At 60.5% G+C, this 16,712-nt stretch carries 11 protein-coding genes and 3 pseudogenes; 11 read left to right on the top strand and 3 right to left on the bottom strand.

Annotation, left to right across the window (positions count from 1 at the left end; all coding sequences use genetic code 11):
- Positions 1–23: 23 nt before the first annotated feature.
- Positions 24–809: a DUF1499 domain-containing protein gene (locus tag RFN28_RS22815; RefSeq protein WP_320289476.1), complete on the top strand. Its 786-nt coding sequence runs from the start codon at positions 24–26 to the stop codon at positions 807–809.
- Positions 810–930: 121 nt separating this feature from the next.
- On the opposite strand, the gene RFN28_RS22810 is transcribed toward RFN28_RS22815, so the two are convergent.
- On the bottom strand, positions 931–1,836 hold the full coding sequence (locus RFN28_RS22810; RefSeq protein ID WP_320289475.1) for an MBL fold metallo-hydrolase: 906 nt from the start codon (positions 1,834–1,836) through the stop codon (positions 931–933).
- Between the two features lie 202 nt (positions 1,837–2,038).
- Between RFN28_RS22810 and RFN28_RS22805 the strand changes: the two genes are divergently transcribed.
- Positions 2,039–2,632, top strand: coding sequence for a biotin transporter BioY (locus tag RFN28_RS22805; RefSeq protein ID WP_320289474.1), 594 nt, complete (start codon positions 2,039–2,041; stop codon positions 2,630–2,632).
- A 272-nt stretch (positions 2,633–2,904) separates the two neighbouring features.
- Here RFN28_RS22805 and RFN28_RS22800 read toward each other — a convergent pair whose 3' ends face one another.
- Complete coding sequence (locus tag RFN28_RS22800; protein ID WP_320289473.1) at positions 2,905–3,945, bottom strand: GSU2403 family nucleotidyltransferase fold protein; 1,041 nt, start codon at positions 3,943–3,945, stop codon at positions 2,905–2,907.
- 219 nt (positions 3,946–4,164) lie between these two features.
- Between RFN28_RS22800 and RFN28_RS34910 the strand changes: the two are divergent.
- From RFN28_RS34910 to RFN28_RS22770, 7 genes and pseudogenes are all read left to right on the top strand, one after another.
- Positions 4,165–4,272, top strand: a pseudogene (locus RFN28_RS34910) (sugar phosphate nucleotidyltransferase); the annotation flags it as partial.
- Positions 4,265–4,669: pseudogene (locus tag RFN28_RS22795) on the top strand (biotin transporter BioY); the annotation flags it as partial. The pseudogenes RFN28_RS34910 and RFN28_RS22795, both read left to right, overlap by 8 nt.
- A gap of 221 nt (positions 4,670–4,890) precedes the next feature.
- Positions 4,891–5,781, top strand: a complete 891-nt coding sequence (rfbA, locus tag RFN28_RS22790) for a glucose-1-phosphate thymidylyltransferase RfbA (protein WP_320289472.1) — start codon at positions 4,891–4,893, stop codon at positions 5,779–5,781.
- Positions 5,774–6,328, top strand: a complete 555-nt coding sequence (rfbC, locus tag RFN28_RS22785; protein ID WP_320289471.1) for a dTDP-4-dehydrorhamnose 3,5-epimerase — start codon at positions 5,774–5,776, stop codon at positions 6,326–6,328. Before rfbA ends, rfbC begins: the two co-directional genes overlap by 8 nt.
- Positions 6,329–6,336: 8 nt before the next feature.
- Positions 6,337–7,458 carry a dTDP-glucose 4,6-dehydratase gene (gene rfbB, locus RFN28_RS22780; protein WP_320289489.1) on the top strand — a complete coding sequence of 374 codons (1,122 nt, stop codon included), beginning with the start codon at positions 6,337–6,339 and terminating at the stop codon, positions 7,456–7,458.
- Positions 7,455–8,438, top strand: coding sequence for a dTDP-4-dehydrorhamnose reductase (gene rfbD, locus RFN28_RS22775; protein ID WP_320289470.1), 984 nt, complete (start codon positions 7,455–7,457; stop codon positions 8,436–8,438). The genes rfbB and rfbD overlap by 4 nt, the downstream gene beginning before the upstream one ends.
- On the top strand, positions 8,435–12,958 hold the full coding sequence (locus RFN28_RS22770; RefSeq protein WP_320289469.1) for a glycoside hydrolase family 99-like domain-containing protein: 4,524 nt from the start codon (positions 8,435–8,437) through the stop codon (positions 12,956–12,958). The genes rfbD and RFN28_RS22770 overlap by 4 nt, the downstream gene beginning before the upstream one ends.
- 177 nt (positions 12,959–13,135) lie before the next feature.
- Here RFN28_RS22770 and RFN28_RS22765 read toward each other — a convergent pair whose 3' ends face one another.
- The gene (locus tag RFN28_RS22765; protein WP_320289468.1) at positions 13,136–14,077 is read right to left on the bottom strand and encodes a hypothetical protein; all 942 of its coding nucleotides are present in this window, start codon (positions 14,075–14,077) and stop codon (positions 13,136–13,138) included.
- A gap of 340 nt (positions 14,078–14,417) precedes the next feature.
- On the opposite strand from RFN28_RS22765, the pseudogene istA reads away from it, so the two are divergent.
- Positions 14,418–15,928: pseudogene (gene istA, locus RFN28_RS22760) on the top strand (IS21 family transposase).
- A gap of 11 nt (positions 15,929–15,939) precedes the next feature.
- Positions 15,940–16,695 carry an IS21-like element helper ATPase IstB gene (istB, locus tag RFN28_RS22755; RefSeq protein ID WP_073986432.1) on the top strand — a complete coding sequence of 252 codons (756 nt, stop codon included), beginning with the start codon at positions 15,940–15,942 and terminating at the stop codon, positions 16,693–16,695.
- The last annotated feature ends 17 nt before the right edge of the window (positions 16,696–16,712 follow it).

Below are 16,712 nucleotides of genomic sequence, written 5' to 3'. Positions count from 1 at the left end.
GGGCTGGGGTAATGCGGCAGGCGATGGCTACAATTCCTGAACGGCAGACGTCGAGGGCGGCCGGCTGGTCGCGGCGGATCGGAGCGTTCTCGCTCGTTCTTTTGCTGACTGTCTTTGCCGGCTATCGCCTCGACCTGGTCGACACGCCGCCTTTCCTTTGGGTGCTGGCAATCGTCGCGCTGCTTGCGGCGTTTGCGCTGCTGCTTGCCGGGCTTGCGCTGTCGAGACTGTGGAATTTCGGCGATCGCGGCGGCCGCGATCTCAGCGTCGGTGCGCTTTTGGCGCTGCTGGTGCTTGTTCCTTTCGGCATCGCCGCCTACTGGGCCACGATCTACCCGCCGCTGCGCGACATCTCGACCGATCTCGAGGACCCGCCGGCGCTGGACACCAGCGACCGGACCAGCGGCATGAACGCGCTGTCGCCGCCGACGCCCGGCGAGCAGAGCCTGCAGGCGGATGCCTATCCGCTGGTCACGGGGCACAGCTACAATTTGCCCTTCGAAACCGTGGTCGATGCGGTCGAAACCGTGCTCGACCGGCGCGACTGGCAGCTGACCGCGCCCTATCCTGACATCAATGGGCAGAGCGAGGCGACCATCAACGCAGTCGCCAGAGGCGTCGTGCTCGGGCTGCCGGCCGACGTCGCCATCCGGATCACCGACAACGGCGATTCGGTCATCGTCGACATGCGCTCGGCCTCGCGCTACGGCCGCTACGACCTCGGCGACAACGCCGCCCGCATCACGGAATTTCTCGCCGAGCTCGATCAGGAGGTCGCCGGCCAGGTCGGCGCAGCGCCGGCCGAATAGAGCAATTCCAGGAAAAGTGTGAGCGGTTTTTCGTCCGGAATTGCGCAAAAACAAGGAACCGGCAATTCCAGGAAAAGTGTGTCGCTGTTTTCCGTTCGGAACTGCGTAAAAACAGAAAAGTTCATGCGGGCGTGAAGATGCCGTCGATTGCGGGGTCGCCTTCGGTGGCGACGCGGCCGCGCGCCACCAGATCCTCGAGATGGGCGAGCACCGAAAGCTCGGCGGCGCCGTGCAGCCGCGGGTCGGTGTCGCGATAGATTGCCGCGACCATGTCCTTGATCGTGCGGTCTCCGTTTGCGATACGCTCCAGGATCGCCCGCTCGCGCATCTTGCGGTGCGCCTTCAGCCCGCGCATGAAGCTGCGGGGCTGGGTTACCGGCCCGCCATGGCCGGGCAAAAGCAGACGGTCGTCGCGCTCGATCAGCTTGTCGAGCGATTTCATATAGTCGGCCATCGCGCCGTCCGGCGGGGCGACGATGGAGGTCGCCCAGGCCATGACATGGTCGGCCGAAAACAGGATGCCGGTCCCTTCGAGCGCGAAGGCCGCGTGGTTGGCGGTGTGGCCTGGCGTCAGCACAGTCCGCATCGTCCAGCCGTCGCCATGGGTAAGGCTGTCGTCGGCAAGCGCGACATCGGGCACGAAGCCCAGGTCGGCGCTGGCGTCGAGCGGGTTCACCTCGCCGATGCGCAGCTGCCGCGCCGGCCGGTGCGGGCCTTCGGCAAGCACGGCAGCGCCCGTGCGCTGCTTCAGCCGCGGCGCGAGCGGCGAATGGTCGCGATGGGTGTGGCTGACGAAGATGTGGCTGACCGGCCTGCCGCCGATCGCGGCAAGCAGCGTCTTAAGATGCGCATCGTCATCCGGCCCGGGATCGATCACGGCAAGTGTGTCACGGCCGACGACATAGCTGTTGGTGCCATGGAAGGTGAACGGGCTCGGATTCCTGGCGGTGATGCGCGCCACATCCGGCGCGACCGTGACCGCCTGGCCATAGGCGGGATCGAAGCGTGTGTCGAATTCAAGCGTCATGCCGGGCCCTGCTGCTCGTGCGGCAAAATGATTGCCGCCTCCTGCGGAAGCCAATATAGGAAAATCAATGCATGTCGCCCAAAAGTGCGCAGCGGTTTTGGGAGAACGACATGCATCAAGACAAAACTTTAAAGCTCGTCGCCTGAATTCGTTTCTCCGCGACGCGCTTTAAATCAGCCAATCAGCCACTATGGGGAAGACCATGGCAACTGCAACCACGATGCGCCCGCTCGTTTCTCTCGCTCTGCCCGAGGAGGGCGCGGCCCGGCTGGCAACGCAGCTCTTTCTGGCACTTGTCGGAACCCTGCTGCTCACGCTTTCGGCCAAGACCAAGGTCGTTCTGGGCCCGGTCGACATCTCGCTGCAGACGCTGGCCGTCCTGCTGATTGCCTCGGCCTTCGGCATGCGCCTCGCCGTGGCGACGCTCATCCTCTATCTCGCCGAGGGCGCGTTTGGCCTGCCGGTCTTCCAGGGCACGCCGGAAAAGGGCCTCGGCATCGCCTATATGCTCGGCTCCACCGGCGGCTATCTCGCGGGCTTCGTGGTGATGGCGGCGATTGCCGGCTGGGCCGCCGACCGCGGCTGGGACCGCCAGCCCTTCAAGCTGTTCGGCGCCATGCTTGTCGCCGAGGTCGTCATGATGGCGATGGGCTTCGCCTGGCTGGCCGCGCTCATCGGACCGGAAAAGTCGTGGCAGTTCGGCGTCGTGCCCTTCATCGTCGGCGACCTGATCAAGGTAGCACTCGCCGCTAGTCTTGTGCCGGCGGTCTGGGCGCTGCTGCCGAAGCGTTTCTGAACAAAGAAAGCAGGCGCTAGGGCTGGTGAAAAATCAGCTTGGGGGAGGGATTAAGTCGATCACTGGAACACCATAGACTTCGTGATCGACATCATGCGCGAACGCACGATTGCTGCCGCCAGCCAGGACGTGGATCAGGCCATAGGCGAAGGTAGCGTCTAGCGACGCATACGTCGTCCCGATGCCTTCGGTTGAACCGAACCCTGCCTTTGTTCAGCCGAAGCTAAAGGCTTTAGGAGTAGCCGGGGTTTAGCACTCTGCGGCTTGCGCAGTCAGGGTGCCGACACCGACCGCTCGAAAAGATGCCGCGCGTCCTCGAAAACGGCATTGGGAGGGACACGCAGCCCGTTTGCTTCGTAGGGGAGGTGGCCGAGATATTGCGCCGTGAGACGAGCAACTGCTTGCGCTTGGGCCAAGTCGCGGCGGCGCTTGATCGGCTCACGATCGGGCCGTTTCGAGACCCACAATTTATGAGCAGCAAAAACCCTGGGATCTGGAACGATAAGGCGTAACGGGCCGCCTCTTTCATCGATCGCGATTGCTTCGAACGCCGGGGCATTCTCCAGCCATGCCAAACCGGCGATCTCCGACGCCACTAGTTCGTCCTCCGCCGCCCCTTCGGTGGCTCGTGTCTGCTTCCAAGCTGGATTCGCAAGCGGTTTGATCAGATCGACAAAATATCCATCGCTGTTAATCGCGCGGAAGGTCGCGGACGAACGCTCAAACGACCGATCGGCCTTGCGTAAAAGGTTGATGAGTGCCCCATCTTCAACGTTGGTTCCGGCCACGATTCTGAGCGATTGGCGCGCATCCATGAGGAGATCGATATCTTCGGTCGTCGTGATCCCCGGATCCACAAAAATTCCCGCCGCCGCTTCGTAGGCGTAGATGGCGTTTGTTCCCACGATGCGAATGCCTTCACCCAGAATACCGGCATCATCTATTGCCCTGATAATTCTTGCAGCGATCAACGGAACACGCCCAAGCCTGAGCGCACGATTAACCGCGGATTGACGCTCCATTTGCTCCTGTCGCGCTGAGAGCGTCTGTCGGGCGGAAGCGCGAGAGGCCTCCCAATTCGTTTTTTGAGTTTCGGTTGCAGGCGAGCGCCGGCCTTCCACCTTCTGGCGTCGCACTCCATTTGAATCATAGTAGCTCCGCATAAGGTGGTCGATGCCGTTTACGGCGTGCCACACCAGAGATCCGCGAAAGCTCTTGGCCTTTTTCCGGGCTTCCAACAGCGCGGTGAAACGCTGGTCGGAGTTGATTTTTTCACGACACTGGTCGCTGTTTAATTCAATGAAATCAGCCACATCAACAGTTATCCCAAATTTTGTCGAGACTGTTGCAAACCATCATAGCCCGTGGCTGGACCTCTTGCAACAGTTGGCGGAAGATTCAAAGTTGATTGTTGATGTCATTGTAAATACAATGAAATTTGTAGAAAGCAAATGATTGACAAGCCTTTGCGCGAAACCTAAGCACGGGGAACATAGGCTCTAGGCGGGCCTCGACGGTTCAAGGAGAGCTTGTTGAAAGGAATTGTCCTTGCGGGCGGCAGCGGAACAAGTCTCTACCCGCTAACATTAGCATTATCTAAGCAAATACTCCCGATCTACGACAAGCCGATGATCTACTATCGGCATGCGCCTCGCCGTGGCGACGCTCATCCTCTATCTCGCCGAGGGCGCGTTTGGCATGCCGGTCTTCCAGGGCACGCCGGAAAAGGGCCTCGGCATCGCCTACATGCTCGGCTCCACCGGCGGCTATCTCGCGGGCTTCGTGGTGATGGCGGCGATTGCCGGCTGGGCCGCCGACCGCGGCTGGGACCGCCAGCCCTTCAAGCTGTTCGGCGCCATGCTTGTCGCCGAGGTCGTCATGATGGCGATGGGCTTCGCCTGGCTGGCCGCGCTCATCGGACCGGAAAAGTCGTGGCAGTTCGGCGTCGTGCCCTTCATCGTCGGCGACCTGATCAAGGTAGCACTCGCCGCTAGTCTTGTGCCGGCGGTCTGGGCGCTGCTGCCGAAGCGGTGGTGATCCGGGCAAAATTAGCAAATTAGTAAAGGCCGGCAGGCGCTTAGCCCGCCGGCCTTTTTTGTGGTGCAAGCGGAATGGCCGCGAGACTGCGGCATGGAGATGACAGGAAGACAAATAGCGTCGCGAAGAACTCAAAGCGACAATTGACAAGCCGGTGCCCGAAACCTAAGCACGGGCAACTTGGCGTCGGGCGGGGGCCGCGGTAGTTCAAGGAGAGCTTGTTGAAAGGAATTATCCTTGCGGGCGGCAGCGGAACGCGTCTCTATCCGCTAACATTAGCAGTATCTAAGCAAATACTGCCGATCTATGACAAGCCGATGATCTACTATCCGCTGAGCGTGCTGATGCTCGCGGGAATCCGCGAGATCTTGGTTATTTCAACTCCGCGCGACTTGCCGGTCTTCCGTGAATTGCTGGGTGACGGTTCTGAATTCGGGCTGGCGCTTTCCTATGCCGAGCAACCTCTGCCGAACGGCCTCGCCGAGGCTTTCATCATCGGCCGCGACTTCATCGGCAAGGACAACGTGTCGATGATTCTCGGCGACAACATCTATTTCGGCGAGGGGCTGTCGCATCTCTGCCGCACCGCAGCGACGCGTGATAGCGGCGCCTCCGTCTTTGCCTACCACGTCGACGACCCCGAACGCTACGGCGTGGTCTCGTTCGACAAGGCCACCGGCAGGGCTTTGACGATCGAGGAGAAGCCTCAGAAGCCGAAGTCCAACTGGGCCGTCACCGGCCTTTATTTCTACGACAACGACGTCGTCGACATCGCCTCGACGATCCGCCCCTCGGCGCGCGGCGAGCTCGAGATCACGGCGGTCAACAACGTCTATCTGGAGCGCGGAGCGCTGCAGGTGCATCAGCTCGGCCGCGGCTATGCCTGGCTCGACACCGGCACGCATGACAGCCTGCATGAGGCGGCCTCCTTCGTGCGCACCATCGAACATCGCCAGGGCATCAAGGTCGCCTGCCCGGAAGAGATTGCGTTCGAGCAGGGCTGGCTCGGCGCCGACAAGGTTCTGGAACGCGCCGCGCGCCTGGGCAAGAATGAATATGCCGCCTATTTGCGCAAGCGAGTCGCCGATCTGACGGAGGAACGGGGTGCTTGAGGTCAGGCCGCTCGGCCTCGACGGCGTGCTGGAGATCGTGCCGAAGCGCCACGGCGACGCGCGCGGTTTTTTCAGCGAGACCTGGAATGCTGCCCGTTTCGCCGAGGCAGGCATCGGTCTCGATTTCGTGCAGGACAACCATTCCTATTCCGCCGCCGCCGGCGTGTTGCGCGGGCTGCACTACCAGCTTGCGCCGCGTGGCCAGGACAAGCTGCTGCGCGTCGTCAGGGGCAGCGTCTTCGATGTCGCAGTGGATATCCGCCGTGCCTCGCCGACCTTCGGCAAATGGGTCGCGCTGGAAATATCGGCTGAGAAAGGCAATCAGATCCTGGTGCCGAAAGGGTTTGCGCACGGCTTCGTCACGCTCGTGCCGGATACCGAGGTGCTGTACAAGGTGACCGACACCTATTCGCCCGAGCATGACCGGTCGATCCGCTTCGACGACCCCGAGATCGGCATAAAATGGCCGGCGATTGCCGGCGGGTTCCAGCTTTCGGACAAGGACCGCAACGCGCCCTTGCTTGGCCAAGCGGAGGTGTTTGCATGAGGGGCGGTATGAATTTCCTGGTCACCGGCGGCGCCGGCTTCATCGGCTCGGCCGTTTGCCGGCATCTGTGCGCCAATCCGGCCTATCGCGTGACCAATCTCGACAAGCTGACCTATGCCGGCAACCTCGCGTCGCTCCGGCCGATCGAGAACGCGCACAACTACCGTTTCGAGCAGGCCGACATTTGCGACGAGCGCGCGGTGCTCGAGATCTTGCGCCGCGACGACATCGACATCGTCATGAACCTCGCCGCCGAGAGCCATGTCGACCGCTCGATCGACGGGCCGGGCGCCTTCATCGAGACCAACATCGTCGGCACCTACCGCATCCTGAACGCCGCGCTGGAATACTGGCGGAGCCTCCCCGAAACCCGCAAGGCCGGCTTCCGCTTCCACCATGTTTCGACCGACGAGGTGTTCGGCGATCTGCCCTTCGACGGCGGCATGTTCTTCGAGGAGACGCCCTATGCGCCGTCCTCGCCCTATTCGGCTTCGAAGGCCGCATCCGACCATCTGGTGCGGGCCTGGCACGAGACCTACGGCCTACCGGTCGTGCTTTCCAACTGCTCGAACAATTACGGCCCCTATCATTTCCCCGAGAAGCTGATCCCGCTGGTTATCCTCAACGCGCTCGACGAGAAGCCGCTGCCGGTTTACGGCGCCGGCGCCAATGTGCGCGACTGGCTGTTCGTCGAGGACCATGCCCGCGCGCTGGAACTGGTCGCGACGAAGGGCAGGCCTGGCGAGAGCTACAATGTCGGTGGCAATTCCGAGCGCACCAATCTCGTTGTTGTCGAAACGATCTGCGATCTTCTCGACATTAGGCGGCCGCGCACCGGCGACAGGAGTTACCGCGACCTCATCACCTTCGTCACCGATCGCCCCGGCCATGACCGCCGCTACGCGATCGATGCCTCCAAGATCGCGCGCGATCTCGGCTGGGCGCCGCGGGAGAGTTTCGACAGCGGCCTGGCAAGGACCGTTGACTGGTATCTCGACAACAAATGGTGGTGGGGGCCGATCCGCGAGCAGCGCTACAACGGCGAGCGGCTGGGCCAGGGACCAATGGAAAACAGCCTGATCGAAAACAGCCCGCTCGAAAACGCCGAGAACAGGAAGGTGGCCACGTGAGGCTTGCCGTCACCGGACGCGAAGGCCAGGTTGCCGCCGGCCTGATCGAGGCGGCGCGGGGCCGTAACGATGTGGAAGTCGTCGCCGTCGGCCGGCCGGTGCTCGACCTGGCGCGCTCCGACACGGTGTTCCCGGCGCTGGAAGTGGCCAGGCCCGACATCGTCGTCTCCGCAGCCGCCTACACCGCCGTCGACCAGGCCGAGGACGAGAAGGAATTGGCCTTTGCGATCAATGCCGCCGGCGCCGGCAAGGTGGCCGAGGCGGCGGCAAAGCTCGGCGTTCCCGTGATCCATCTGTCGACCGACTATGTCTTCGACGGCACCAAGGACGGCGCCTATATCGAGACCGACGCCACCGCGCCGCTCGGCGTCTACGGCGCCTCCAAGCTCGCCGGCGAGCAAGCCGTGGCGGCCGCGAATCCGCACCACCTCATCCTGCGCACGGCCTGGGTCTACAGCCCCTCCGGCAAGAACTTCATCAAGACGATGCTGAGGCTGGCTGGCGACCGCGACGAGATTACGGTCGTCGCCGACCAGTGGGGCAATCCGACATCCGCGCTCGACATCGCCGATGCCATCCTGCATGCGGCGGCGAAGCTGGGAGGCGACAAGAATTTCGCGGCCTTTGGCATCTATCACTTCGCCGGCAATGGCGAGACCAACTGGAGTGGCTTTGCTCGTCACATCCTCGACACAAGCCGGGCGTTTGGTGGCCCGCACGCACACGTGCGCGACATCGCGGCGGCTCAATATCCGACCAAGGCGAAGCGGCCGCCCAATTCGCGGCTGTCGAGCGCGAAGTTTGCGGGTGTATTCGCTTGGAGGGCGCCGGAGTGGCGATCGTCCGCCGCGACGGTGGTTGCCCGTTTGGTGAGGGACAGGCGAGGCTCGAGCCTTCCATTGAGAGGCGCCGCAAAGGACCTGTTGCCGAAGCCGGTTCCAAGCGACACGACCACAGTCAAGGACAGCCTGCAGCGATGAAAAAGCCAACAACCTCGCCGGCGGTGAGCGGTCTGGCGCCGGCCGCGAAATCCAGGAATCGTGGCTTTTCGCTTCGCCGTCTCTACGACATGCATAACGGCAAGGTGTCGGACAAATGGTCGATTTATCTCGACGAGTACGAACGAATTTTCTCCAGATATCGGAACAGACCGGTTCGGATCCTGGAGATTGGAGTCCAGAACGGCGGTTCACTGGAGATATGGGGCAGATTTTTTCCGCAAGCCGAACTCATTCTCGGCTGCGACATCAATCGGAACTGCGGCCTGCTGCATTTCGACGATGCGAGAATCGGCGTCGTCGTGGGGGATGCAAACCTCGAGGATACTCAAAGAAATATTGTTGAAAAGTCCGAGACGTTCGACGTCATCATCGATGACGGCTCGCACAGGTCTGCTGATATCATACGTACCTTCGCTCGCTATTTCCCTCATCTTGCTGATGGCGGAACATTCGTTGTCGAAGACCTGCACGCCAGCTACTGGCGGGATTTCGAAGGCGGCCTCTATGATCCGCTTTCCTCGCTCTCGTTCTTCAAGCGGTTGCTCGATCTGATCAATCACGAGCACTGGGGACTGGATCGTAGTCGAACCGACGCTCTCGCGGCCTTCGCGGATCGGTACGAAATTGCGTTCGATGAAGCTTCGCTTGCTTCCATTCACTCCATCGAGTTCCTGAACTCTCTCTGCATCGTGACCAAACAGCCCCATCAGGACAACGTCCTGGGTTCCCGTCACGTAGTCGGCCGCGAGGCGCAGGTCGAGCAAAGCATCCTGAGTTTGGATGATGCGACGATAGCGGCCGCCAACCAGGTGGAAAATCCATGGTCGCTGGGGTCTGTGACAATCGAGCAGGAGACCATCGAAAATCGAGAGTCCTTCGGCCAAGCGGCTGCGCGGCTTGGGGCGCTCGCGGACGAAATTATCGAGGCGCGAGAAAGGATAGAGAGTGCCGAGACCGAACTGACCCGCGCCAAAGCCGAAGCCGTTGGAAAGACACAGGAAGTCCAGGCTCTTCAGGCGCAGCTTTCGGCCGTGGAAGCGGCATCGAGCTCGCTGACTGCCGATCGCGACAGTGCCCGCTCGGAAGAGAAGCGACTGCACGATGTGCTGGATGCCGTTTACGCGAGTACGTCCTGGCGCCTGACGCATCCACTGAGAACCTTGGGGCTTGGAATAAGGGGAGTCCGGAACAAAATCGGCGGCGCTCGCAGAACGCTGGCGCAAAGAGCCCGTGTCGCCTGGCACCGAATACCCTTGTCCGTTCGCACTAAGCAGCGCATGAAGGGGGCGGCGTTTTCTGCATTTCCAGCGCTTTTTTCCTCGACAAACGCGTATCGCGCCTGGAAGAGCTTTCAATCACCAGGGATGCCGGAAGTTTGGTCGGCTTCTGGCGCAAGGGGAGCAGTCCTGCCCGCGAAGCCCATCTACGTTCCGCGGCTCGACGCGCAGCCGCTGCTTCGCAAGCCCGTTCGTATCGTTGCTTTTTACCTCCCGCAGTTTCACCCGATTCCCGAAAATGACGAATGGTGGGGAGAGGGCTTCACCGAGTGGACCAACGTCAGGCCGGCGCAGCCGCAATTTGTCGGTCATCACCAGCCGCACGTACCCGACGAACTGGGCTACTACGATTTGCGTGATGTCGCCGTGCAGCGCCGCCAGGTCGAACTGGCGAAACTGTATGGCATCGAGGGCTTCTGTTTTTACTTTTACTGGTTCGGCGGCAGGCGGCTGTTGGAGAAGCCGCTTGAGAACTGGCTCGCCGACCGGAGCCTGGATCTGCCGTTCTGCCTGTGCTGGGCAAACGAGAACTGGTCGCGCCGGTGGGACGGGCTCGATCATGAGATCCTGATCGCCCAGGACCATTCCTCGGACGATGATCTCGCCTTTATCGCGGAGGTTGCGCCGTATCTTCGCGACCCTCGCTACATTCGCGTCGATGGCAAGCCGCTTTTGCTGGTTTACCGCCCGAGCTTGCTTCCAGCGGCTGAGGAGACCGTGCAACGTTGGCGAAACTGGTGCCGCGAAAACGGCATAGGCGAGATTTTTCTCGCCTATGCCCAGTCATTCGAATCCGTGCCGCCTGAGCAATATGGATTCGATGCCGCCGTTGAATTTCCACCGAACCGGTCGGCTCCGCCCAACGTCACGCATCTGGTGACGCCGCTAAGCGACGACTTTGACTCGACCATCTACGACTGGTCGGTCTTTCCCGAGCGCAGCAAGAACTATCCGCCTCGCAACTACAAAATCTTTCGCTCGGTTTGTCCCGGCTGGGACAACACGGCACGTCGCAGGCATGGTGGGGGCGTGTTCATCAACAACACGCCGGAACTCTACCGCACGTGGCTGGAGAACGCGATCGACGACACGGTCACTCATGTCGACGAGCCGAGCGAGCGGCTGATTTTCGTCAATGCCTGGAACGAATGGGCCGAAGGGGCGCATTTGGAGCCGGACGCCGCCAACGGCTTTTCCTATCTGCAGGCGACCCGCGACGCATTGGAGGCGGCGAACAACCAACCCAGGTCCCGTATTGTGGTCGTCTCCCACGACGCCCATCCGCATGGAGCGCAGTATCTTGCTCTGGCCATGGCGCGTGGATTTGGAGCGCTGGGATTCGATGTCGACATGATCGTCCTTGGCGACGGGCCGATGCTGCCGCGCTTCGCTGAGGCAGCAACCGTTCACCGCATGGACCTCGCCGGTGAGCCAAGGGAGAGCGTGCTGGCAAAGCTCCAGTCAATGCGGCACGCGGGCGCCGAGGTCGCTATTGTCAACACAACCGTGTCCGGTCTGCTGGTTCCCGTCTTGAAGGAGGCAGGCTTTCGTACGGTATCGCTGATCCACGAGTTGCCGGGAATATTGCGATCCTACGATCTTGCTGGCCCCGCATCGGCTATTGTCGCGAATGCAGATAAAATTGTTTTTCCGGCAGAAGTCGTGAAGGCTGGATTTGAGGAATTTGTCGGTAAGATCGTCGATCAGTCAGTCATCAGGCCGCAAGGCCTTTACTTGCATACGCCCTACCGCGAAGACGACCGCGGCCAGCTTCGCGACGCGGTTCGCGCAAAATTGCGGCTACCGGCCAACGCTCGCATCATCCTATCCGCCGGATATGCAGATCACCGCAAAGGGCTGGATCTCTTTGTCGATGCATGCCTCAAGGTAGTGAGGGCCAAAGCGGATGTCGTTGCTGTTTGGGTCGGTCACATAGACCACGCCCTGCATGCGAATCAAATGCGGCGGGTAAAGGATGCTGGGCTCGAGGATCGATTTATCTTTGTCGGATTGGTCGATAATCCGAGAGATTACTATTTCTCGGCTGATATATATGCTTTGACTTCACGTGAGGATCCGTTTCCCTCAGTGGTGCTTGAAGCACTCGATGCTTCAATTCCGGTCGTCGCTTTCGAGGGAGCTGGCGGCTTCCAGGATCTCCTCAAGCGCGATTGTGGCATCCTTGTACCCAAGCTCGATACAGATGCGATGGCCAGGGCTATTTTCACCCTGCTCGATGATCCGGACAAAGCGGCACGCCTCGTAAAGGTCGGACGCGAGATTGTCCGCCAAGAGTTTGGCTTCGATCATTACCTTCACGATTTGCTGGCCTATACAGGAAGGCCATTGCCGAGGGTGTCCGTGGTGGTGCCGAACTACAACTACGGTCGGTATTTGGACGCGCGTCTCAGTTCGATTGTGGGGCAGACAGTACGGCCCTATGAACTGATTGTGCTTGATGACGCCTCGACGGACGACAGTGTCGAAACCATCGAACGTTTTTTGGCGCCCTGCGACATCCCAAGTAAATTGATCAGGAACGACCGGAACTCAGGCTCGGTATTCCGCCAATGGATGCGTGGCGTTGAAGCCGCGCGCGGCGATTACGTCTGGATCGCCGAAGCTGACGATCTCGCCGACCCTGACTTTCTGGCGAACCTTCTGCCTGCCTTCGGACGAGGCGATCTCGTCATGAGCTACTGTCAGTCGCGGCAGATGAGCGGCGACGGACGGGTTCTGAGCGAACATTATCTCGACTATGTCTCCGATATCGACCGGTCTCGCTGGACCAAACCTTACGTCGTGGATGGACGCGAGGAAATAACCCAGGCTTTGTACCTCAAAAACACCATTCCGAATGTCAGCGCAGTTCTGTTTCGTCGAGGACCATTGCTCGAGGTTCTCCGCGCGGGACTTGAAGAGATCGCTTCCTACAGGGATGCCGGCGACTGGGTGGCGTACGTGCGGCTACTCGAGAAGGGTGGGATCGCTTTCCATCCGCGGTCGCTCAATTCCCATCGCCGGCATCAGTCAAGCGTCACCCGTTTTGATGTCAGGCACTTGCAGGAGATCGCCAAGGTGCAGTCCGAGACGATTGTGCGTTTCCACCTTGGAGCGTCGGCGCAAGCTGCGGCTGCCGCATATGTGCAGCGCCTGTACGAGCAATTTGGCCTTGCGCCCCCCGAGAGGCCCCAGCTCGAAGCCAGTTTGAAGGTGACGTGAATTCAGCCCAAAGGCCGGCTGTCGCAAACAACAAAATCCCCGCACGTGCCCAGGTGAGTCCGATACCGGGAAGGCTGGAGCAATTTCAGGAAAAGTGTGTAACGGTTCTGCGTCCGGAATTGCTTGACCACGCCCGGGATCGCGTTCCTTTCCGTCGACAGGGACGAAGTCTTGGCTTCACAATGGACCGGCATCAAGTGCGGGAAAAACGAATGCGGCCACTTTTGCAAGAAATCCGGTCGCTCTTGCCATGGCCGACCCTTGCAAACTGAACCATCCGCCTTCTGGCTCATGCCGTTGCTCAAAAAGGAAATCTTCTTGAAAGCCGGGGCGAAAGTGCGGCCGGTAGGAAGGCAATGCATCGCGCATCCGGTCGATGCAGTACCTCACATTTTTCGCAGTCAGCGGATACTCTCCCGGCTCGCTTTGGATGGTCCGAAAAAGTTCGACAAGCAGGCGGTGCTGATCGGCAGAAGGGCGCGCAATATTCACTTGCCGTAGGGCCTCGATCAGAGCGTAGGGCAGTGATCCGTTCCCGCCAGCCTGACTGTAGTCGAACCCATCGCCAGGAACGCCGATCATGGTGAGAAAGTCCTTAAATAACGAACCCTCAACCCACTGCGCTCGATCATATGGGGCCAGCGTCAGATTTGGCACTTTCAACCAGCGCCTAAGAACGTCCAACTGCGACGGGTCATAGGCGAAGGGCTGCTCGTTTAGCGGGCGGGTCCAGTGCATGTCATAGTGCCGGACCACCTCGTTGAAAGCTGAGACTACGATGTCGCTTGGGTGGCGTACATAGGCGATGACGCGAACGTCGTGCCCCTCGAGGCATGATAGAAACAGATCGAGATCTACTCCCGGCTCGCCAAGCATTTCCGAGCTGATGAGCAGCGTTTTGCCTTCTGCCTCTGCCAGCGTCATTGCCAGCCGTGTCGGGCCATGATCGATTGACCCTGGCATGAATGCCGCAGCCAATGGGTTATGGTTTGGCCACTCGGCGGTTGTCGGCTTGTAGAAGACTCCGTGCTCCAGAAGCAAAGCAGCGTTTCGAGCCAAAAAAGCTTGAAGCGCGCTCGTGCCGGTCTTGTGGACACCGATATGAAGGATAATCATCATGGAATCGACCTCAGCGGAGGTCTGTAGCATTGATCATCGAAACCGCAATGTCATTAGCAAATCGTGATATTCAAACGAATCCAGGGACAAACGCAAGCCCGGATGGCTAATTTCGCGAAGTCTCGCCACGCTCGATCCACGATGTTGCGGATTCCGACGCGAAGCCGGCCGCTATTCCGATCAAAGACCGGCCACCGTTCCGATTTGAAGCCGGCCAGCATTCCGATCAAAGACCGGCCAGTTTTCGGCACTGAAGATTACCTCCTGGGTCAGCAACTTTGGCATCAAGTGCCCCGCGGTAAACGGGGAGATTTTGATGCCGGCGAAGAGAAGGCTGACCATGAGACAATTGAGACAAATGCTTCGGCTTGCCGGAAGCGGGACGAGTTCCCGCGAGATAGCAGTCATTTTGGGGATAGCGCGCAGCACGGTGCAGGATAACCTGCAGCGTGCGGCAGCAGTTGGATTGACCTGGCCCTTGTCGGGCGAACTGACCGACGATGCGCTTGAGAACAAGCTTTTCAGCCGCAACGGCGTCAAGCAGGGAACACGGCGACGCACGGAGCCGAACTGGGCCGATCTTGCGGTCGAGCTCAAGAAGCCCGGCGTCACTTTGCTCATCCTCTGGGAGGAGTATCGAGAGGCGCATCCCGAAGGCTACGGCTACAGTCGCTTTTGTGAACTCCTGCGGGGATTTCAGCAACGACTGTCGCCGACAATGCGCCAGGAGCATGCCGCCGGCGACAAGGTCTTCGTGGATTATTCCGGCAAGAAGATCCCGATTGTCGACCGCAAGAGCGGCGAGATCCGCGAGGCGGAGATCTTCGTGGCGGTGTTGGGTGCGTCCAGCTACACCTTTGCCGAGGCGACCTGGACGCAAACGCTCCCCGACTGGATTGGCTCGCATGTCCGGATGTTTCGGTTTTTCCAGGGCGTTCCCAGACTCATAATTCCCGATAATCTGAAGTCAGGCGTCAGTCGCGCCAGCTTCTACGATCCCGAGATCAACCGCAGCTACGGCATGATGGCCTCTCATTATGGCGTCGGTGTTCTTCCGGCACGGCCCAAACGCCCTCGGGATAAATCGAAAGTCGAAAATGGAGTGCGTTTTGCCCAATCCTGCATTCTGGGCCGTCTGCGCAACCAGACTTTCTTCTCGCTGGCTGAGGCTATGCCGCCATTGCCCAGGCACTCGATCGCATCAACGACCACGTCATGCGCCGGCTGGGCGTCAGTCGCCGGCAGCTCTTCGAGAGCGTCGAGCGCCCGACACTGGCCGGTCTTCCACCGGCGGATTACGAGTTTGCCGAATGGCGTTTGGCCCGCGTCTCGACGGATTACCACGTCGAGTTCAAGACCTTCTTTTATTCCGTGCCCCACAGCCTCATTCGTCAGCAGGTCGACCTGAGAGCGACGGCGCGCACCATCGAGATCTTCCACCGCGGCAAGCGCGTCGCGGCGCATCAGCGCCGCTATGGAGGTCCTCGCCATGGAACCGATCCGGATCACATGCCCAGTTCCCACCGGCGCTATGCCGAATGGACACCGGAGCGCTTTCGGCGCTGGGCCGCATCCATCGGACCGCAGACGGAAGGCTTGGTCATCGCAATCCTCTCCAGCCGTCCGCATCCCGAGCAGGGCTTTCGAACATGTCTGGGCATCCTACGCCTGTTTCGCGACATCGATCGCAATCGGGCCGAAGCCGTGTCAGCCCGCGCTGTCGAGATTGGTGGCCTGAACTGCAAGAGCATTGCCTCGCTCATCGCCAACCACAAAGCCGCACGCCATTCCACCGAACCAACCGCCATCGTCGATCACGCCAATCTGCGTGGCCCTGATTACTTTCATTGAGAGATCCACCAATGCTGATCAATCCCACCATAGACATGCTGCGAGAGCTCGGCCTTTACGGCATGGCAACCGCTTTCCAGGAACTCGAAGCCCAGTCCGAAGCGCGCGGCCTCGAGCACGGCGAATGGCTTGCCATGCTGCTCGAACGCGAGGCGACCATGCGCCGCCAGAAGCGTTTCGAGGCTCGCGCCAGGGCGGCCAAGCTTCGCCAGAACGCGCAGATCGAGAATGCCGATTTCCGTGCCGCACGCGGTCTCGACCGTAATCTGTTCATGGCGCTTGCCGGCTGCGACTGGATCAGAAAGCATCACGGCCTTCTCATCACCGGGCCGGCGGGCGTCGGCAAAAGTTGGCTTGCCTGCGCTCTCGGTCACAAGGCCTGCCGCGAAGACTTCTCCGTCGCCTACCACCGGGTTCCCCGGCTATTCGCCGCTCTCTCGCTTGCGAGAGGCGACGGGCGATACGGCAGGATCCTCAAATCTCTTGCCAGGACCGACCTGCTGATCCTCGATGATTGGGGACCGGAAAAGCTCAATGACGACCAACGTCGCGATCTCCTGGAGATCATTGAGGACCGCTACGAGCGACGCTCAACCATCGTCACAAGTCAGGTGCCCGTGGATCGCTGGTGGGAGATTATTGCAAACCCGACTCTTGCCGATGCCATCTTGGATCGCCTCGTTCACAACGCCTACCGCATCGATCTCACCGGTGAAAGCATGCGAAAACAGCGCCCGCCAGTCGCATCCGAAAACACCGAAGCTTGACCTGAAACAAAACCCAA

The organism is Mesorhizobium album (assembly GCF_033977205.1).
Lineage (GTDB): Bacteria > Pseudomonadota > Alphaproteobacteria > Rhizobiales > Rhizobiaceae > Mesorhizobium > Mesorhizobium album.
This window is presented reverse-complemented; position numbering and strand designations above follow the sequence as displayed.